Below are 19,209 nucleotides of genomic sequence, written 5' to 3' on the forward strand. Positions count from 1 at the left end.
GGAGGCTCGAATGCATATCTCGCGCGTCCAGTTAGTGAATTACCGCAACTTCGCCAACGCGACGTTCCGGTTCAACGCCGGGATCAACACGATCATCGGCGAGAACGGCTCCGGAAAGACAAACCTGTTCCGCGCCATCAGGTTGATGCTGGATGATGACATGCTACGATGGGCGCACAAGCTGGATGATGGCGATTTTCACCGCGGCCTCGGCAACTGGCGCGGGCACTGGATCATCATCAGCCTTGAGTTCAGCGAGGTCTCGCAGGACGAAGCGATCCAAGCGTTGTTCTTACATGGGACTGGCGTGGTCGAAAATGAGCAGATCGGGACAGCAACCTACAACCTCATTTTCCGGCCAAACGCCGCCATTCGAGCCAAACTTGGCGAGTTGGAAATGGGCGATCAGGCTGGTTTGGAAGCGCTCCGACGAACGATCACGATCGATGATTATGAGCCGGTCTTTACCGGCAAGAGCACCGCGGACTTCGCCGATCCGGCTGTCTACCAGTCCTTGGTCGGCAATTTCGATACGGTCGAGTTTCCCGACGAGCTAAGCCCGCCGGAGATCGGCGGACGGATGCCGGCAGTGCTCTCGGTTTCCAAAGAGGTCTGCTTCACCTTCGTTCAAGCGCTACGCGATGTGGTGAGCGAATTTCAGGGACAGCGCACCAACCCGCTTCTCACTTTGCTGCGCGGCAAGAGCGGGGAACTGGACGCTGACACTTTGGACCCGATCACTCAGCGGGTGAAAGATCTGAACGAAGCCATCGAAGGGTTGCCGGACGTCGGCGAAATGCGCTCGCACATCCGCCAGACGATCCGCGACGCCGCCGGTGAAGCGTATTCTCCGGCGAGATTGTCGATCCGCTCGGGTGTGCCGACCGAGGCCGATAAACTTTTCCAATCTCTCAAGCTTTTCGTCGGCGAAACCGACGACGAATATGAGGGTGCCATTCACGAGCTAAGCTTGGGCGGCGCTAACCTTATTTTCCTGACTCTCAAGCTGCTGGAATTCAAATACCAGCAAGCCAAGCGAGCTTGCGCCAATTTCCTTCTTATCGAGGAGCCAGAGGCGCACATCCACACGCACATTCAAAAGACCCTGTTCGACAAACTGACCTATCCCGACACGCAGGTTATTTATTCGACGCACTCGACCCAGATTTCGGAGGTCAGCAATGTCGAGAACGTCAACATCCTTGGTCGTGATGGCGGCCGGTGCGAGTCGTATCAGCCGACCGCCGGCCTCGCGACGCCAGCCATCCGCAGCATTCAGCGCTACCTCGACGCCGTTCGCAGCAATCTTCTGTTCGCGAAAAGCGTGATCCTGGTGGAAGGCGACGCCGAGGAGATTTTGATCCCGGCCCTTATCAAAGAGGTCTACGGTGTCAGCCTCGACGAGCTGGGCATCAGTCTGGTCAACATTCGCAGCACCGGCTTCGAGAACGTCGCAGTTCTGTTTCACGACCAGCGGATTCGGAAGCGCTGTGCGATCATCACCGACCTTGACGCGGCGTTCTTCGATCTCGCGCCCGACATGCTGGACACCGACGATGAAACCCGGGCCAAAGAAAGGGCAACGGCATCGCAGAACGCCGGTGCCGCGAGGCGCGCGCGGCTTACCGCCTTCATCGACGGAAACGATTGGCAATCGCTGCATTTGGCCCCTCACACGTTCGAGGTGGATTTCGTCGCCGCCGGCAATGTCGAGATCGCCGTGGCTGCCTTGCCGACGGTCTATGTCGATCCCGCGACGATCGCGACCGCAACCAATGAGCTAAGGTCGAATAACGCGGCGCTCTACGGCACGCGCATTCTCACGATGGCAAAGAGTGCTGGAAAAGGATGGTTCGCCATCCAGCTCGCGAAGCTCATTACGCCGACTGCCCGCATTCCCGCCTATATCTCGGAGGCTGTGTTCACGACGCACGGTCGGCTTTCGAGGGCCGTGGCAACGAACATCATCGAGTATCGGATGTTAAAGAGTGGTCTGCCAGAGCTTCTTGGAGACGATTATTTTGACGAGGTGCGCGCGCTTGTTCGGCAATTCAGCAACAAGGAGATTGATACTCAAGCGATAATTGCCGGCGTCGGCGCCGTGTTGCCGGGAGACGCGGTGCTCGATGTGCTCGGCTACGCCTGATGGTCTTTGTCTGGAATAAGGACGACCTGAACGACGAGCAGGTCGATGCAATCCGGCATCCCGGCAGCGTGTTTTTGAGCGCGTGCCCCGGCAGCGGAAAAACTCGCGCGCTAACCTACAAAATTGCCCTCGAACTATCTCGCCTGGAGTCCGAGAAGCAGTGGGTTGTCGCAATTACCTACACGCATCGCGCCGCCGAGGAGATTGAGGAGCGGATCGAGCGGCTTGGCGTGGACACGAGCCGATTGTGGATCGGCACCATCCACTCGTTCTGCCTGGACTGGATGCTCCGCCCTTACGGCATCCTGCATGACCAACTGAAATATGGCTTCCGCGTTGTGGATCAGCACGAAAGCGAGCGGCGCTTGGAGGAGCTGGGATCGCAGATGCGGCCAAGGGTCGCGCCCGCGATTTGCGGCTACTACTTCACGACCAACGGCGTGGTGCTGGCGGCACCCGCCCATAGTCAAGCATCGGTGCATGCCGTGCTTGAGGCATTTTGGGAAGGGTTGAGAGACGAGCGTCGCATCGACTTCGAGATGATCCTTCTCTACGCGTGGGAGCTTGTTCGGGATAACCCGACGATCTCAATCCTGCTTAGCTCCATTTTCAAGTTTATCCTCGTGGATGAGGTGCAGGACACGAAGGAAATCCAGTACGCTATCGTCGCCTCCATTTTGCGCGCGGGCGCGGGACGGACGCTGGCATTCTTGGTTGGCGACGCCAACCAATCAATCTTCACGTCGCTTGGCGGCTACGCCATGCCGCGCGGCGATTTCCAGCAGCTTTCCGGCGTGGCCATGGCGCACAAGAGCCTTTCGATTAATTACCGTTCGTCGGACCGCATCGTCCAGTATTACTCGAACTACCATGTTGCGCCCGCAGTCGTCACCGCAGAGGGCGCTTTCAAGGAATATCCCAGCAAGATCAGCTTCGACCAACAGATCGCGCATCAGGGGTTTGAGGACGAGATCGTCCGCCTGATCCGGTATAACATCGAGCAACTCCAAATACCGCCAAACCAGATTTGCATTGTCGGTCCTTGGTGGATGTCGCTGGCGGCACTTACCCGCCGCCTGATGGCCGCGATGCCGGACCAGTCCTTTGACGGTCCGGGGATGGCGCCGTTCGCTCGCGATCAAGACAATTTTTGGTACAAGGTCGCTCGTCTGGCGCTTACCGAGCCGTCGCCCCGGCTGTTCATTCGTCGGCTGCGCTGGGCAGGGGAAGTCTTGGCCGACCTGCACCACGCGGGCGTGATGCTGCCGAATGTCACGCGCCGAGATATCCTCAGGATTTGTAACACGATCCAGATCGCCTCGCAGGACGGGCTCGAGTTTTTGCGGCTTTTTTTTGAGGAGTTCAGTTCGGGCGTGGGGTTCAACCCGACAGCCTATGTCATGCTGGCAGAACACCATGAGACCTTCTTTGCGAGGTCCGAGCGCCAGATCGAGCGGTTGCTTGCGAGTGGCGTTCAGGGCGTCAATGACATTGCCATGTTCCGCCGGACATTTGCCAGCCGCACCGGCATCACGATTTCCACCATCCATGGCGTGAAAGGGTTGGAGTTCGATACGGTCATCGCCTTCGCACTGCTCCAAGGCATGGTCCCGCATTTCGCAGAACCGAATCCGGAAGAAAGCGCGAAGAAACTGCTTTATGTGATCTGCTCCCGCCCGCGAAAAAATCTCCATCTAATCGCCGAGACAGGGCGCGTTGACGGGCGTGGCGATCCCTACGTTTGCACCACGGTCCTTGCCGCCTGTCGGCACGCCTACGATCAGATCGCGGCTGATGCAGGGGCAGGTGCCGACGTGGAACCTGCGGATTTATAACAGTCACGACTGAGTGCCTAGCGTTGCCCCGGCCCGCGCTCTAGGCGATGGCGCGCTTGGAACCGCCACGATGTTTCCTCCATCCCGTGGTGATCGCTATCGCTAGGGGGAAGCTGCCGAGCCGCTGCCAGTGAACGAAGGGCTGCTTAGCTCGACAGCACTCTCCAAACCAGACATGCCGATCCCCGCCAACCCCATACAATGCTGGACCCATCGTTGCGCGGTGACGGGCATAGTGCGGACGGGCAACAGTTGGTGGCCGGCGCTGAGCTCTCAAACGGCGACAATTGGCGCGATGCCGATGGCCTGATTCGGTTGGCCTGGCCGTCCGCTTCCGTTTCAAGCAGACGTAGATCGGGTCGCGTTGTACGACCGGGTCTGGTCGCAAGCAGCCGTTAACGACCGCTCGAGAAAAGACCGAGATTGCGGCGCTAAATCACCGCAATCTCGCCCGCCCACATCCCCCCGCGAGCACCACCCTCACATCCACCCGCCGCGCCTCGGCGCTCTCGATCCCGTCAAACGCCGCCGCCACATAGGGCCCCGGCAGCCGCTCCGCGATCCGGATCCGCGCCGCATCCACCCCGCGCATCATCAGTGCGTCGCGCACCAACTCCGCGCGGATGCGTGCCAGCCCCGCGTCCTCAGCGATGGGGGCTGGCCGGAGGCCGTCTGCTGCTCCGTCTGGGCATGGCCGGCGATGTCGATGCGGGCGGGTTGGACGTCCAGCGCGTAGTTGATCGTCGCGTCGAGATAATAGTCGGCGAGCTGGTAGGCGACGAAGCTGTGGCCGAAGTCGAAGGGGATGGTGAGGCGGCCCTCCTTGTAGGGGCGCTGGCGGTGCTTTCGCTCCTCGTAGAGCGGACGACCAATGCTCTCATGCGACGGTGAGCGTCAGAGTTCATGCCCGAGTTTTGCATCGACCGACCAGACGCCACCGCCGTGCATCGCAATCGAGAAAGCGATCAATCCGAGAATGATCGGATATTCGATGCCGCGATCGATCCAGGGATAGGTCGGGCCAAGCGCGAAACAGATGAAGGCCATCTGGATCGCCAGCATCGGCGCGAACAACCGGGTTGCAAGGCCGAGCGCGACGCACAGCCCGCCTGCGGTTTCCAGTATCGCAACGAACATGGCGAGCGTCGAAGCAAAAGGAAGATGAAGGACGTTGCCGATGAGGTTGATCGATCCCTGCATCGGATCGGCCATCGAGCCGTGCGGGGTTCCGGTCAGCTTCGGGACCCCATGCGTCACGATCGTCAACCCGAAGGCGATGCGCAGGAGCGCATAGGACAAGGTCCGCCCGGTCGCATAGAGCGGCGCCAGTGCGGGGAAAATCAGAGCCGGTGCCGAGCGCGGCCGATTACCGCGTTGCCGATCGACCAATGAAACCTCCCTTCAAAGAGCGCGTGCCGTGGCCTGTCCGAGTTCCTCCGGTCGCAAGCGCCGGAAGGCCGAAGGTCGTGGTGCCGAGGCAGGGGGCGGAGGCGAACAGGCCGGTATTGCCGGGCGTCCTGTTTTTCATGAGCGTGAGGCCTTTTGGCAGAGGAGGGGGAGGCGGCCCGCTCCGGCCCCGGCGGAGCCGCGCGCGCGACGCTGCCGTGCCGGCCGTCCGGGCAATGCCGTCGTGTCTCGGCGGACGCGGTGACAGACGCGAGATTTCCGGCCGATAATCCACGCGCGCTCGCAATCCTGTCCTCGTCCGAATATACCGCATCTTTCTGGTCAGTTGCTTTATGTTGTCGCAGAACGCGCAGCATTGAAGCACGCGAACAATGATCGTTGCGTCGATGGAATGTTAACGGCGTGTGTCCGATACACTGCGCCGATCTATCCGAATGAGCTTGTATGCTAACTTTCGTTCGTCAGATCGGTCCTCTGTTGTTGAGACTATCATTGACGGGGCGGTATTTTCTGCGATGATGATCCCGCCTGGCTTGGGTCGACGCCCGTAAGCTAGAGAGGTTGAGCCATGGCCAGAATGCCGGAAACCGGAGAAATCTTGCCTTTTCCTACAGCATCCTCGGTCGGGGCGCCGTCCGAGCGCCTTTCTCCGGAAGGGAACCGGGTGCGGTCGGCGCTGCTTGCGGCTGCGGAGCGCTACGCCGACTCGCAAGGCGGCGGCGAAGGCTTCTTTGCCGTGCCGGATTTCGGCGTCCATGTGATGCGGACCTACGAGCCGATCGACCATCATCAAGTGTATCGGCCGTCGCTCTGCATCACGCTCCAGGGATTGAAGCAGATCCTCGTGGGCGGCCAGATGCTCAGCTATGGGCCGATGGACTGCCTGATCGTGGGGCTGGACCTTCCGGCGCGCGGCCGGATCGTCGCCGCCAGTGGGCGGACGCCATTCGTCGGTATCAAGATAGAGTTCGACATCGCCGTGATGCGCGATGTTCTCGAACAGCTCGACACGCGTCCGACGCCGACACAAGGGGCGGGACGAAGCATGTTCGTGTCCGCGGTCGAGGGGCCGCTCGCCCACTGCGTCCTCCGCATGATCGAGCTGACGGACACGCCCAAAGCGATGCCCATTCTCTATCCGGCGTTGATGCGCGAATTCTATTACTGGCTGCTGACAGGGCCGAACGCGGGCGATCTGTGCAAGCAGATCATCCCGGGGACCTATCTGGAACGTATCGCCGAAGCGATCCGCCTCCTGCGCAAGAACTTCGCCCAGACGCTTCGGATGGAGGCGTTGGCCGCCGCCGCGCATATGAGTCTTTCCTCGTTCCACCAGCATTTCAAGGCGCTGACGTCGATGACGCCGCTCCAGTTCCAGAAGCAGCTTCGCCTGCTCGAGGCGCGCCGGCTGATGATGGTGGATGACATGAATGTCGCCGAGGCTGCCTATCGGGTCGGCTATGAGAGCGCGTCGCAATTCAGCCGCGAATATTCCCGTGCTTTCGGCGTCGCGCCGAAACGGGATGCGATGAACGTCAAGGTCGCCGGGGCGTAGCGTCTGCGCGCCGCGGGGCCTTGTCGGAATTACGGGGCGCTGCACTTTTCCTGATTTTGGCCCGCGCCTGGCGCACTGGCCGCAGCTTGCCTATCGAGCGGATGCGCCTTCTACCACTGCCTCGAATATCTGCGATCGGTCCGGCCCTTCGGCGATGTGCAGAACGACCCATGTATCCGCTCGATGCGCGACGACGACACGTATCTTGTCGTTGAACAGGCCGTCCGCCAATCCGGTTGGCGCGACCTTCCCGGAATTCAGGATCAGGCTGCCCATGTCGCGCCCGCATGCCGGGCCAACGCAGGCGTAGGCGACCGAAAAGCCGCGCTGCTTCAAGAGATCGTCATAGTAGCGCTGGATCTGCAAAGGCGCGGTCGCCGGCTTTACCCGATAATCGATATGCGTGACTTTGCCTTCCAGCAGCCGCCGGTTCGTTGGCGCTTCGGCGTTGGCGATCGGACCGATCGGGACGGTGACCTCGTCCAGAGAGGGTGCCCGATAGCCGTCGATCACGGCGTGGGGGTATCGCGGCAGAGCCGGATGATCCTCGCCATCGATATCCTGCGCGAGCAGGGGGCCGCACAGGACGACGGGCAGGACGGCCATGATGCCGGAGATTTTCCTCATATTCGCTCCAATTCCGTCGCAGTCGCGTTTTCCGGCAGACTGGGAGTGCCGTCGCCTGCCGGGATCCAGGCGAAATTCGCCACGTTCGGGTCCGAACGCAACCGGTCATTCGCGCGCCAGCGTCGGAATGGCGCGAGTGGGGCACGGGCGAGCTTTGACCGGGCGCTCGACGATCCGGATACGCGCCGCATCCACCCCCGCGCATCACCAGCCCGAAGGGAGCCCGGTCCAGGGGCCGCGGGCGGTGGAAGCGGCGTGAGGATGGCGCTGCGGGCTTGACCGCGGCGCCGAATCTGCTAAGCGCCCGCCCTTGATCGGCGCGTTGCGTCGGTCATACCGTCCGAGACAGTTGGTGAGGGCATTCCGGCCCTCTTAATCTCCAGCCTAGACGGGGAAAGCGTTTCTCGCCCGTTGGCGCATCGCGTCGAACGGGCCTGCCGGACGGGCCTGGTTCCCGTCATGTCAGGTAGCCATTCCCCTCGGACAGACTGCCTCGCGTTCGGCGCGTGCGGATGTCCGCGCGCGCAGGCCGCGGGGGTTGCCGGCGTCGCGATGGTCGCGGTGCCGGAATTGAGTGGAGAATGGCATGGATCGTGCTCAAAAGGCCGCTGCCGTTGCCGAGCTGAACAGCACCTTCTCCGAGGTTGGCGTGGTGGTTGTCACCCGCAATCTCGGCCTCACCGTCGCGCAGTCGACGGTGCTGAGGACGAAGATGCGTGAGGCCGGCGCGAGCTACCGGGTCTCGAAGAACAAGCTTGCCAGGATCGCGCTCGGCGGCACCGACTATGTGGGCGTGGGCGACATGCTCACCGGTCCGGTCGGTCTCGCCACCTCGCCCGACCCGGTCGCCGCAGCCAAGGTTGTGGTGGACTTCGCCAAGACGACCGACAAGTTCGAGATCGTCGGCGGGGCGATGGGCGCGACCGTTCTTGACGCCGATGGCATCAAGGCGCTCGCCACCATGCCGTCGCTCGATGAGCTGCGCGCGAAGATCGTGGGCCTGCTGGTTGCTCCGGCGACCAAGCTCGCGACCATCACGCAGGCTCCGGCGGCGCAGCTGGCGCGCGTGCTGAACGCCTATGCGGAAAAGGACAAGGAAGCCGCCTGAGCGATCAGGCAGTCCGATACGCGAACGTCTTTTACCTGAACATGATGGGCCCATGGGCCCGATTTGGAGATATCAAATGGCTGACCTCAACACCCTCGTCGAACAGCTTTCCGAACTGACCGTCCTCGAGGCCGCCGAGCTCTCGAAGCTTCTCGAAGAGAAGTGGGGCGTTTCGGCCGCCGCGGCCGTTGCCGTTGCCGGCCCGGCCGCTGGCCCCGCCGCCCCGGCCGAGGAAGAGCAGACCGAGTTCGACGTGGTCCTCACCGGTGACGGTGGCAAGAAGATCAACGTCATCAAGGAAGTCCGCGCGATCACCGGCCTGGGCCTGACCGAAGCGAAGGCCCTCGTCGAGGCCGCGCCGAAGGCGGTCAAGGAAGCCGTGAACAAGGAAGAGGCCGCGAAGATCAAGGCCCAGCTCGAGGCCGCCGGCGCGACCGTCGAGCTCAAGTAATCGGCTGCGGGCTTCGCGGCCCGCAACCGAACGCTTCTGCGTTCAGGAAGAAGGGGGCGGCCTTGGGGCCGTCCCCTTTTTTCGTGTGCGGCACGAGAACGGCCCACCATCCGGGGATGGCGGGCCGCTGCCTTTCCAATGGTGAGGGGGCGGATCAGACCAGCGCGGGTTCCCGGCTGGCGGGCGCGGGCGCGATGCCCGCCGGCGGCGCGGTGCGGCGACGCTGGATCTCGGCAAGATACGGATCCACCGGCGCGGCCGGCGCGGTCGCGCGACGGCGTTCGATCTCCGCGAGATACGGGTCGACCGGCGCGGCCGACGTCACCGCGCGGCGGCGCGCGACCTCGGCGAGATAGGGATCGACCGGCTCGCCGGCAAAGCGATCGCGCAGCGCGGTCTTGCGATCCTGCGCTGCGGCGACGACGGCGGCCGGGGCCGGCGCGGCGTTGAACACCGGCGCGGGCTGCGGACGGCGGGTCGGCTCGATCGCCGTGTCGCCGCTGGTGGCGGCGGTCGCCTGCGGGGCGAAGGCGGGCAGCGGTGGGATGTCCGGCGCGTCCGCGCGCGGCGCATCGGCCCTGTCGCGGCGGCGACGGCCGAGCAGCAGCAGCGCCCCGGCGATCACCGCCAGCGCGACGATGCCGCCGATGATCCACGTCATCGTCGAATCCGTGCGCGCGGTCACCGGTGCGGGGGCGGCGCGGTGCGTGTGACCGGCGGGGCGTCGACGGCCGGTGCGGTCATCGGCGCGGTCGCCGGTGCCGTCGCGACCGGCGCGGCGGGGGTGGCCGGCGGCGGAGCGACGGTGGACGTCACCGGTGGCGGCGCCACCGCGGCGTCCTGCGCGAGCGCGGGGGTGAGGGGAAGCGCGGTGGCTGCGAGAAGCAGGGCGCCGCGCGACGATAAGAGAAGGGATCTTTCGTCATAGCCCAGGTGAAATGTTCGAATGCTGGGATGCGCCCCGTGCAACTTGCACATATCGGGACGAGCCGTGGCGTCGCAGGGACGAGCCGCAAATCGGGCGGGGTTTGACTCGCGGCGATGCTGCGCCTATATGGCCGGTTCACCCCCGTCAGTCGGGAAATGATGCGCCGTCGCGCAGTGCATCGGTCGAATGGATCGGCAGGGGATCAAGGACGCTGGAGCTGCGGCTTCCCATTGTGGAGGCTCGCGGCTTTTTGCGTCTGTCTGCGCGCCTGTATTGACGACCGAGAGGGCGAACACCGACCATGGCGACCAAGGCAGCTCCCGCTTCCGGCACCGCGAAGAAGCGCATCCGCAAGGTTTTCGGCAACATCCACGAAGTGGTGCAGATGCCGAACCTGATCGAGGTGCAGCGCGAATCCTACGAACAGTTCCTGCGCTCCGACCCCTCGACCGGCTATGTGTCAGGCCTGGAAAAGACGCTGCGCAGCGTGTTTCCGATCCGCGATTTCGCCGGCACCGCCGAACTGGACTTCGTCCATTACGAGCTCGAGGAGCCGAAGTACGACACGGACGAATGCCGCCAGCGCGGCATCACCTATGCGGCGCCGATGCGCGTCACGCTGCGCCTGATCGTCTTCGAGGTCGACGCCGACACCGAAACCCGCTCCGTGCTCGATATCAAGGAGCAGGACGTCTACATGGGCGACATGCCGCTGATGACGCAGAACGGCACGTTCATCGTCAACGGCACCGAGCGCGTGATCGTCAGCCAGATGCACCGTTCGCCCGGCGTGCTGTTCGACCATGACCGCGGCAAGACCCATGCCTCGGGCAAATATCTCTTCGCTGCGCGGGTGATCCCGTATCGCGGCTCGTGGCTGGACTTCGAGTTCGACGCCAAGGACATCGTCAACGTCCGGATCGACCGCAAGCGCAAGCTGCCGGTGACGGCGCTGCTCTATGCGCTCGGCCTGAACTCCGAAGACATCCTCAACCACTTCTACAACACCGTCATCTTCGTGCGCGGCGAGGGCGGCTGGCAGGTTCCCTATGTCGTCGAGAACTGGCGCGGCCAGAAGCCGACGTTCGACGTCGTCGACGCGAACTCGGGCGAGGTCGTGTTCCCGGCGGGCACCAAGATCAGCCCGCGCGCGGCCAACAAGGCCGGCCGCGACGGCCTGCAGATGCTGCTGATCCCGACCGAGGAAATCTTCGGCCGCTACAGCGCCTATGACCTGATCGACGAGTCGACCGGCCGCATCTACATCGAGGCGGGCGACGAGGTTTCGGCCGAGAATCTCGAAATGCTCGACAAGGCCGGCATCGACCGGATCGAGCTGCTCGACATCGACCATGTCAACACCGGCCCCTGGATCCGCAACACGCTGAAGGCGGACAAGGCGGAGGAGCGCGACCATGCGCTCGCCGACATCTATCGCGTGATGCGCCCCGGCGAGCCGCCGACGAAGGAAACCGCCGAGGCGCTGTTCGCCGGCCTGTTCTTCGATCCGGAGCGCTACGACCTCTCGGCCGTCGGCCGCGTGAAGCTCAACATGCGCCTCGAGCTCGACGCCGAGGACACCGTGACCACGCTGCGCACCGAGGATATCCTCGCGGTCGTCAAGACGCTGGTCGGCCTCAAGGACGGCAAGGGCGAGATCGACGACATCGACAATCTCGGCAACCGCCGCGTGCGTTCGGTGGGCGAGCTGCTGGAGAACCAGTATCGCGTCGGCCTGCTCCGCATGGAGCGCGCCGTGAAGGAGCGCATGTCGTCGGTCGACGTGTCGACGGTGATGCCGAACGACCTGATCAACGCGAAGCCCGCGGTCGCCGCGGTGCGCGAATTCTTCGGCTCGTCGCAGCTCTCGCAGTTCATGGACCAGACCAACCCGCTCTCCGAAGTGACGCACAAGCGTCGCGTCTCGGCGCTCGGGCCGGGCGGTCTCACCCGCGAGCGCGCGGGCTTCGAGGTCCGCGACGTCCACCCGACCCACTATGGCCGCATCTGCCCGATCGAAACGCCGGAAGGCCCGAACATCGGCCTGATCAACAGCCTGGCGTCGTTCAGCCGCGTCAACAAGTACGGCTTCATCGAGACGCCGTACCGCAAGGTCATCGACGGCAAGGTCACGCAGGAAGTCGTCTATCTGTCGGCGATGGAAGAGGCCAAGCACACGATCGCGCAGGCGAACGCCGAGCTGACCGCGGACCATGGCTTCGCCGAGGACCTGATCTCGGCGCGCGAGGCCGGCGAATTCCTGATGGCGCCGCGCGATCACATCACCCTGATGGACGTGAGCCCCAAGCAGCTCGTGTCGGTCGCGGCGTCGCTGATCCCGTTCCTGGAAAACGACGACGCCAACCGCGCGCTGATGGGCTCGAACATGCAGCGCCAGGCGGTTCCGCTCGTCCGCGCCGAGGCGCCGTTCGTCGGCACCGGCATGGAAGAGACGGTGGCGCGTGACTCGGGTGCCGCGATCGCGGCGCGCCGGTCGGGCATCGTCGACCAGGTCGACGCGACCCGCATCGTCATCCGCGCGACCGGCGACGTCGAGGCCGGCAAGTCCGGCGTCGACATCTACACGCTGATGAAGTTCCAGCGTTCGAACCAGAACACCTGCATCAACCAGCGTCCGCTGGTGAAGGTGGGCGACACCGTGAACGGCGGCGACATCATCGCCGACGGTCCGTCGACCGAGCTGGGCGAGCTGGCGCTGGGCCGCAACGCGCTCGTCGCGTTCATGCCCTGGAACGGCTACAACTACGAGGACTCCATCCTGATCTCCGAGCGGATCGTGAAGGACGACGTCTTCACCTCGATCCATATCGAGGAGTTCGAGGTGATGGCCCGCGACACCAAGCTCGGGCCGGAAGACATCACCCGCGACATCCCGAACGTGGGTGAAGAGGCGCTGCGCAACCTCGACGAGGCGGGCATCGTCTATATCGGCGCCGAGGTGGAGCCGGGCGACATCCTGGTCGGCAAGATCACGCCGAAGGGCGAAAGCCCGATGACGCCGGAAGAGAAGCTGCTCCGTGCGATTTTCGGCGAAAAGGCCAGCGACGTGCGCGACACCTCGCTGCGTCTGCCCCCGGGCGTCGCCGGCACGGTCGTCGAGGTGCGCGTGTTCAACCGCCACGGCATCGACAAGGACGAGCGCGCGATGGCGATCGAGCGCGAGGAGATCGACCGCCTGACCAAGGACCGCGAGGACGAGCGCGGCATCCTCAACCGGGCGACCTTCAATCGCCTGCGCGAGATGCTGATCGGCCAGGTCGCCACGGCGGCGCCCAAGGGCGTGCGCAAGGGCGTCGAGATCGACGAGCAGCTGCTCGGCGAGGTCGAGCGTCATGACTGGTGGAAGTTCGCCGTTCAGGACGATGCCCGCCAGTCGGACCTGGAAGCGGTCAAGGCGCAGTATGACGAGGCGGTCGGCCTGATCGTCCGCAAGTTCGAGGATCGCGTCGAGAAGCTGCAGCGCGGCGACGAGCTGCCGCCGGGCGTGCTGAAGATGGTCAAGGTGTTCGTCGCGGTGAAGCGCAAGCTGCAGCCGGGCGACAAGATGGCCGGCCGTCACGGCAACAAGGGCGTCATCAGCCGCATCCTGCCGGCCGAGGACATGCCGTTCCTGGCGGACGGTACCCCGGTCGACATCGTGCTCAACCCGCTGGGCGTGCCGAGCCGCATGAACGTCGGGCAGATCTTCGAGACGCATCTGGGCTGGGCCGCGCGCGGCCTCGGCCGCCAGATCACCGAGGCGCTGGAGACGTGGCGCGAGAATGGCGGCAGCGCTGCCGGCACCCCGCCGGAAGCGGTGCGCGAGCGCCTGAAGACGGTCTATGGCGAGGATTATCACGCCGAGATCGACGCCCGGTCCACCGACGAGGTGGTCGAGCTGGCGCAGAACCTGAAGAACGGCGTGCCGATGGCGACGCCGGTGTTCGACGGGGCGCGCGAGAGCGACGTGGCGCACATGCTCAAGCTGGCGGGTCTCGACGAGAGCGGCCAGGTGGAGCTGTTCGACGGCCGCACCGGCGATCAGTTCGATCGCAAGGTGACGGTGGGCTACATCTACATGCTGAAGCTGCACCACCTGGTCGACGACAAGATCCACGCGCGTTCGATCGGGCCGTACAGCCTCGTCACCCAGCAGCCGCTGGGCGGCAAGGCCCAGTTCGGCGGCCAGCGCTTCGGCGAGATGGAGGTGTGGGCGCTCCAGGCCTATGGCGCCGCCTACACGCTGCAGGAGATGCTGACGGTGAAGTCGGACGACGTGATCGGCCGCACCAAGGTCTACGAGGCGATCGTCAAGGGTGACGACACGTTCGAGGCCGGCATTCCCGAGAGCTTCAACGTGCTCGTCAAGGAAATGCGGTCGCTGGGTCTCAACGTCGAGCTCAATGCGCTCAGCGAGATCGAGGACGACGACGTGCTGCCCGAGGCTGCCGAGTAACCGGAATCGAGCCCCTTCCCTTCAGGGGAGGGGTTGGGGTGGGGCCCGTGATCAGGCACCCATCCCGCAAGGTCCGCAGAAATGCTCAGCCCCCACCCCAACCCCTCCCCCTGAAGGGGAGGGGCTAAGGAGTGAAAAGAATGAACGAACTGACCAATTTCGCCAATCCGATCGCGAAGCCCGAAACCTTCGACCAGATCCAGATCGGCATCGCCAGCCCGGAGCGTATCCGCAGCTGGTCGTTCGGTGAGATCAAGAAGCCCGAGACGATCAACTATCGCACGTTCAAGCCCGAGCGTGACGGCCTGTTCTGCGCGCGCATCTTCGGTCCGATCAAGGATTACGAGTGCCTGTGCGGCAAGTACAAGCGGATGAAGTACAAGGGCATCGTCTGCGAGAAGTGCGGCGTCGAGGTGACCGTCTCGAAGGTCCGCCGCGAGCGGATGGGCCATATCGAGCTCGCCGCCCCGGTTGCGCACATCTGGTTCCTGAAGTCGCTGCCGTCGCGTATCGGCCTGCTGCTCGACATGCAGCTCAAGCAGCTCGAGCGCGTGCTGTACTTCGAATCCTACATCGTCATCGAGCCGGGCCTGACCGCGCTCGACAAGTATCAGCTCCTCACCGAGGATGAGCTGCTCAACGCGCAGGACGAATATGGCGAGGACGCGTTCAGCGCCGGCATCGGCGCCGAGGCGGTCCGCATCATGCTCGAAAGCCTCGATCTCGAGGGCGAGCGCGAGGTGCTGCTCAAGGAGCTGGCCGAGACCAAGTCCGAGCTGAAGCCCAAGAAGATCATCAAGCGGCTCAAGGTCGTCGAGAGCTTCATCGATTCGGGCAACCGCCCCGAATGGATGATCCTCGAGGTGATCCCGGTCATCCCGCCCGAGCTGCGCCCGCTGGTGCCGCTGGACGGCGGCCGCTTCGCGACGTCGGACCTCAACGACCTGTATCGCCGCGTCATCAACCGCAACAACCGCCTCAAGCGGCTGATGGAGCTGCGCGCGCCGGACATCATCGTCCGCAACGAAAAGCGCATGCTGCAGGAAGCGGTCGACGCGCTGTTCGACAATGGCCGCCGCGGCCGCACGATCACCGGCGCCAACAAGCGTCCGCTGAAGTCGCTGTCCGACATGCTTAAGGGCAAGCAGGGCCGCTTCCGCCAGAACCTGCTCGGCAAGCGCGTCGACTATTCGGGCCGCTCGGTCATCGTGACCGGCCCGGAGCTCAAGCTGCACCAGTGCGGCCTGCCCAAGAAGATGGCGCTCGAGCTGTTCAAGCCGTTCATCTACGCCCGTCTCGACGCCAAGGGTCTCTCGATGACCCTCAAGCAGGCGAAGAAGTGGGTGGAGAAGGAGCGCAAGGAAGTCTGGGACATCCTCGACGAGGTGATCCGCGAGCACCCGGTTCTGCTGAACCGCGCGCCGACGCTCCACCGTCTCGGCATCCAGGCGTTCGAGCCGGTGCTGATCGAGGGCAAGGCGATCCAGCTTCACCCGCTGGTCTGCTCCGCGTTCAACGCCGACTTCGACGGCGACCAGATGGCCGTCCACGTGCCGCTGAGCCTCGAGGCGCAGCTGGAAGCGCGCGTGCTGATGATGTCGACCAACAACATCCTCAGCCCCGCGAACGGCAAGCCGATCATCGTGCCGTCGCAGGACATGGTCCTCGGCCTCTATTATCTTTCGATGATGAAGGAGAATGAGCCGGGCGAGGGCATGCTGATGTCCGACATGGCGGAGGTGCACCAGGCGCTCAACGCCAAGGCGGTGACGCTGCACACCAAGGTCACGACCCGGGTGCCGCAGACCGACGAGGACGGCAAGCAGTACATGAAGCGCGTCGAGACCACGCCGGGCCGCATGCTGCTGGGCGAGACGCTGCCGAAGAGCCACAAGGTGCCGTTCGAGACGATCAACCGCCTGCTGACCAAGAAGGAGATCGGCGACGTCATCGACATCGTCTATCGCCACACCGGCCAGAAGGAGACGGTGCTGTTCGCCGACGCGATCATGTCGCTGGGCTTCCGCCACGCGTTCAAGGCCGGCATCAGCTTCGGCAAGGACGACATGATCATCCCGGCCGAGAAGGACGGGCTGGTCGACGAGACCCGCGCGCTCGTGAAGGATTATGAGCAGCAGTATCAGGACGGCCTGATCACCCAGCAGGAAAAGTACAACAAGGTGATCGACGCCTGGAGCCGGTGCGGCGACCAGGTGGCTGCCGCGATGATGAAGGAGATCCAGGCGGTCAAGAAGGGTGAGGACGGCCGCGAACTGCCGATCAACGCCATCTACATGATGGCGCACTCGGGCGCCCGTGGTTCGCCTGCGCAGATCAAGCAGCTTGCCGGCATGCGCGGCCTGATGGCCAAGCCGTCGGGCGAGATCATCGAAACGCCGATCATCTCGAACTTCAAGGAAGGCCTGACCGTCCTCGAATACTTCAACTCGACCCACGGCGCCCGCAAGGGTCTCGCGGACACCGCGTTGAAGACCGCGAACTCGGGTTACCTGACCCGTCGTCTGGTCGACGTGTCGCAGGATTGCACCGTGGTCGAGCTCGACTGCGGCACCGATCGTGCGCTGGAGATGAAGGCGATCGTCCAGGGCGGCGCCACCATCGCGTCGCTGGGCGAGCGCATCCTGGGCCGCACCACGGCCGAGGACATCATCGACACCAAGAATGGCGAGGTCGTCATCCCCGAGGGCACGCTGCTCGACGAGGCGATGATCGCGCAGATCGAGGCGATCGGCACCCAGGCGGTCAAGATCCGCAGCCCGCTGATCTGCGAGACGCGGATGGGCGTGTGCGCCAAGTGCTACGGGCGTGACCTTGCCCGCGGTACGCCTGTGAACATCGGCGAGGCAGTGGGCGTCATCGCGGCGCAGTCGATCGGTGAGCCCGGCACCCAGCTGACGATGCGGACCTTCCACATCGGCGGCGCGGCGCAGCTCAACGAAACCTCGAACCTCGAGGCGGTCTCCGACGGCACGATCGAACTCCGCGATCTGCCGACGATCACCGACAGCCGCGGCCGTCGCGTCGCACTTGCCCGCAACGGCGAGCTGGCGATCATCGACACCGAGGGCCGCGAGCGGGCGGTGCACCGTATCCCCTACGGTGCCCACCTGATGTTCGAGGATGGCGCGAAGGTCTCGAAGGGCGATCGCATGGCGGAATGGGATCCGTTCACCATGCCGGTCATCACCGAGAAGGGCGGTATCGTGAAGTTCCAGGATCTGATCGAGGGCGCCACGCTCACCGAGCAGACCGACGAAGCGACCGGCCTGACCCAGCGCGTCGTGACCGAGAACCAGTCGCGCAACCGCAAGGAAGACCTGCGTCCGCGCATCACCCTGCTCGACGAGGGCTCGGGTGAGGCCGCCCGCTACATGCTGGCACCGGGTGCGATGCTGTCGGTCGAGGAAGGCCAGAACGTCCATGCCGGCGACGTGCTCGCCCGCGTGAGCCGCGAAGCCGCCAAGACCCGCGACATCACCGGCGGTCTGCCGCGCGTTGCCGAGCTGTTCGAGGCGCGCAAGCCGAAGGAAAATGCGATCATCGCGAAGGTCTCCGGCCGTGTCGTGTTCGGTAAGGACTATAAGGCCAAGCGCAAGATCGGCATCCAGCCGGAGGATGGCGGCGAGGTCGTCGAGTATCTGATCCCGAAGTCGAAGGTGATCGACGTTCAGGAAGGCGACTATGTCAAGCGCGGCGACAACCTGATCGGCGGCAGCCCGGATCCGCACGATATTCTCGAAGTGCTCGGCATCGAGCCGCTTGCGGAATATCTCGTGTCGGAAATCCAGGAGGTCTATCGTCTGCAGGGCGTGAAGATCAACGACAAGCACATCGAGACGATCGTTCGCCAGATGCTGCAGAAGGTCGAGATCACCGAAGCGGGCGACACGACGCTGCTGCCGGGCGAGCAGGTCGACTGGGAAGAGATGACCGAGATCAACGAGAAGGTCATTGCCGAAGGCCGCCAGCCGGCCGTCGGCAAGCCGATCCTGCTGGGCATCACCAAGGCCTCGCTGCAGACCCGCTCGTTCATCTCCGCTGCGTCGTTCCAGGAGACCACCCGCGTCCTCACCGAGGCTGCGGTGCAGGGCAAGAAGGACACGCTCGTCGGCCTCAAGGAGAATGTCATCGTCGGCCGCCTGATCCCGGCGGGCACCGGCGCCGGCATGAACCGCCTGCGCGTGGCGGCATCGAGCAAGGACGCCGCCCTGCGCGCCCAGCAGCGCGCCTGGCAGGCCAGCCTCATCGCGCCGAAGTCGGCCGCTGAGGAACATGCCGCCGAACTGCGCCGCCCGGTGCAGGACGACACCGGCGACGACGCGCTCGCCGCCGTGGTTGCCGACACCAATGGCGAGGACGGCGCGGAGATCTGATCTCCGGGGTGTTCAAGCTGAGAGGTAGGGAAGGGCCCGCCGGAGCTATCCGGCGGGCCTTTTTCGTGGTGAGATGCGCAGCTTGGGTCAAGTGCGGAGAGATCCGAAGCGCTCTTTGTGTTTTGTCCAGTCCGGGAGCGGGATGGTCTCTTCTTCAAGGCCAAGCACAACAACCATTCATTGTAGCGTCAGATTTGACATCAGCCCTTCCACGTTTGAGCTAGCCGCTAGCATGGAAAATGTAGTGCATGACAAGTCGATACAACCGACCTTATAAATTCGGTATGCATGGGCATTACCGG

At 64.0% G+C, this 19,209-nt stretch carries 12 protein-coding genes; 8 read left to right on the top strand and 4 right to left on the bottom strand.

Annotated elements, in window-relative coordinates; translation table 11 throughout:
• Positions 1 to 10 precede the first annotated feature (10 nt).
• Positions 11 to 2,146: an AAA family ATPase gene (locus NX02_RS06205; protein ID WP_025291328.1), complete on the top strand. Its 2,136-nt coding sequence runs from the start codon at positions 11 to 13 to the stop codon at positions 2,144 to 2,146.
• On the top strand, positions 2,146 to 3,981 hold the full coding sequence (locus NX02_RS06210) for a UvrD-helicase domain-containing protein (RefSeq protein ID WP_025291329.1): 1,836 nt from the start codon (positions 2,146 to 2,148) through the stop codon (positions 3,979 to 3,981). Before NX02_RS06205 ends, NX02_RS06210 begins: the two co-directional genes overlap by 1 nt.
• Before the next feature lie 436 nt (positions 3,982 to 4,417).
• On the opposite strand, the gene NX02_RS32255 is transcribed toward NX02_RS06210, so the two are convergent.
• Positions 4,418 to 4,591, bottom strand: coding sequence for a hypothetical protein (locus NX02_RS32255; protein WP_158013939.1), 174 nt, complete (start codon positions 4,589 to 4,591; stop codon positions 4,418 to 4,420).
• A gap of 80 nt (positions 4,592 to 4,671) precedes the next feature.
• Between NX02_RS32255 and NX02_RS32260 the strand changes: the two genes are divergently transcribed.
• Complete coding sequence (locus tag NX02_RS32260; RefSeq protein ID WP_025291330.1) at positions 4,672 to 4,872, top strand: hypothetical protein; 201 nt, start codon at positions 4,672 to 4,674, stop codon at positions 4,870 to 4,872.
• A 3-nt stretch (positions 4,873 to 4,875) separates the two neighbouring features.
• Here the strand turns inward: NX02_RS32260 and NX02_RS06215 are convergent, their stop codons facing one another.
• On the bottom strand, positions 4,876 to 5,370 hold the full coding sequence (locus NX02_RS06215) for a DoxX family protein (RefSeq protein WP_025291331.1): 495 nt from the start codon (positions 5,368 to 5,370) through the stop codon (positions 4,876 to 4,878).
• 682 nt (positions 5,371 to 6,052) lie between these two features.
• On the opposite strand from NX02_RS06215, the gene NX02_RS06220 reads away from it, so the two are divergent.
• The gene (locus NX02_RS06220; protein WP_025291332.1) at positions 6,053 to 6,943 is read left to right on the top strand and encodes an AraC family transcriptional regulator; all 891 of its coding nucleotides are present in this window, start codon (positions 6,053 to 6,055) and stop codon (positions 6,941 to 6,943) included.
• A 90-nt stretch (positions 6,944 to 7,033) separates the two neighbouring features.
• Here NX02_RS06220 and NX02_RS06225 read toward each other — a convergent pair whose 3' ends face one another.
• On the bottom strand, positions 7,034 to 7,549 hold the full coding sequence (locus NX02_RS06225; RefSeq protein ID WP_025291333.1) for a hypothetical protein: 516 nt from the start codon (positions 7,547 to 7,549) through the stop codon (positions 7,034 to 7,036).
• Between the two features lie 607 nt (positions 7,550 to 8,156).
• Between NX02_RS06225 and rplJ the strand changes: the two genes are divergently transcribed.
• A complete protein-coding gene (gene rplJ / locus NX02_RS06230; RefSeq protein WP_025291334.1) occupies positions 8,157 to 8,678 on the top strand; it encodes a 50S ribosomal protein L10 in 522 nt (173 codons plus the stop codon).
• A gap of 76 nt (positions 8,679 to 8,754) precedes the next feature.
• Positions 8,755 to 9,129 carry a 50S ribosomal protein L7/L12 gene (gene rplL, locus NX02_RS06235; protein ID WP_025291335.1) on the top strand — a complete coding sequence of 125 codons (375 nt, stop codon included), beginning with the start codon at positions 8,755 to 8,757 and terminating at the stop codon, positions 9,127 to 9,129.
• Between the two features lie 154 nt (positions 9,130 to 9,283).
• On the opposite strand, the gene NX02_RS06240 is transcribed toward rplL, so the two are convergent.
• On the bottom strand, positions 9,284 to 9,790 hold the full coding sequence (locus NX02_RS06240) for a hypothetical protein (protein WP_025291336.1): 507 nt from the start codon (positions 9,788 to 9,790) through the stop codon (positions 9,284 to 9,286).
• 568 nt (positions 9,791 to 10,358) lie between these two features.
• Between NX02_RS06240 and rpoB the strand changes: the two genes are divergently transcribed.
• Both rpoB and rpoC read left to right on the top strand, forming a co-directional pair.
• Positions 10,359 to 14,513, top strand: a complete 4,155-nt coding sequence (gene rpoB, locus NX02_RS06245) for a DNA-directed RNA polymerase subunit beta (RefSeq protein ID WP_025291337.1) — start codon at positions 10,359 to 10,361, stop codon at positions 14,511 to 14,513.
• 140 nt (positions 14,514 to 14,653) lie between these two features.
• Positions 14,654 to 18,907 carry a DNA-directed RNA polymerase subunit beta' gene (gene rpoC, locus NX02_RS06250; RefSeq protein WP_025291338.1) on the top strand — a complete coding sequence of 1,418 codons (4,254 nt, stop codon included), beginning with the start codon at positions 14,654 to 14,656 and terminating at the stop codon, positions 18,905 to 18,907.
• Positions 18,908 to 19,209: the final 302 nt, after the last annotated feature.

It is taken from the genome of Sphingomonas sanxanigenens DSM 19645 = NX02, assembly GCF_000512205.2.
In the GTDB taxonomy this organism is placed as follows: domain Bacteria; phylum Pseudomonadota; class Alphaproteobacteria; order Sphingomonadales; family Sphingomonadaceae; genus Sphingomonas_D; species Sphingomonas_D sanxanigenens.

What these genes read in the sequence shown, in the direction of transcription:
- NX02_RS06205 (WP_025291328.1), top strand. Translation starts at nt 11, where the DNA reads ATGCATATCTCGCGCGTCCAGTTAGTGAATTACCGCAACTTCGCCAAC.
- NX02_RS06210 (WP_025291329.1), top strand. Translation starts at nt 2,146, where the DNA reads ATGGTCTTTGTCTGGAATAAGGACGACCTGAACGACGAGCAGGTCGAT.
- NX02_RS32260 (WP_025291330.1), top strand. Translation starts at nt 4,672, where the DNA reads ATGGCCGGCGATGTCGATGCGGGCGGGTTGGACGTCCAGCGCGTAGTT.
- NX02_RS06225 (WP_025291333.1), bottom strand. Translation starts at nt 7,549, where the DNA reads ATGGCCGTCCTGCCCGTCGTCCTGTGCGGCCCCCTGCTCGCGCAGGAT.
- rplJ (WP_025291334.1), top strand. Translation starts at nt 8,157, where the DNA reads ATGGATCGTGCTCAAAAGGCCGCTGCCGTTGCCGAGCTGAACAGCACC.
- rplL (WP_025291335.1), top strand. Translation starts at nt 8,755, where the DNA reads ATGGCTGACCTCAACACCCTCGTCGAACAGCTTTCCGAACTGACCGTC.
- NX02_RS06240 (WP_025291336.1), bottom strand. Translation starts at nt 9,790, where the DNA reads ATGACGTGGATCATCGGCGGCATCGTCGCGCTGGCGGTGATCGCCGGG.
- rpoB (WP_025291337.1), top strand. Translation starts at nt 10,359, where the DNA reads ATGGCGACCAAGGCAGCTCCCGCTTCCGGCACCGCGAAGAAGCGCATC.
- rpoC (WP_025291338.1), top strand. Translation starts at nt 14,654, where the DNA reads ATGAACGAACTGACCAATTTCGCCAATCCGATCGCGAAGCCCGAAACC.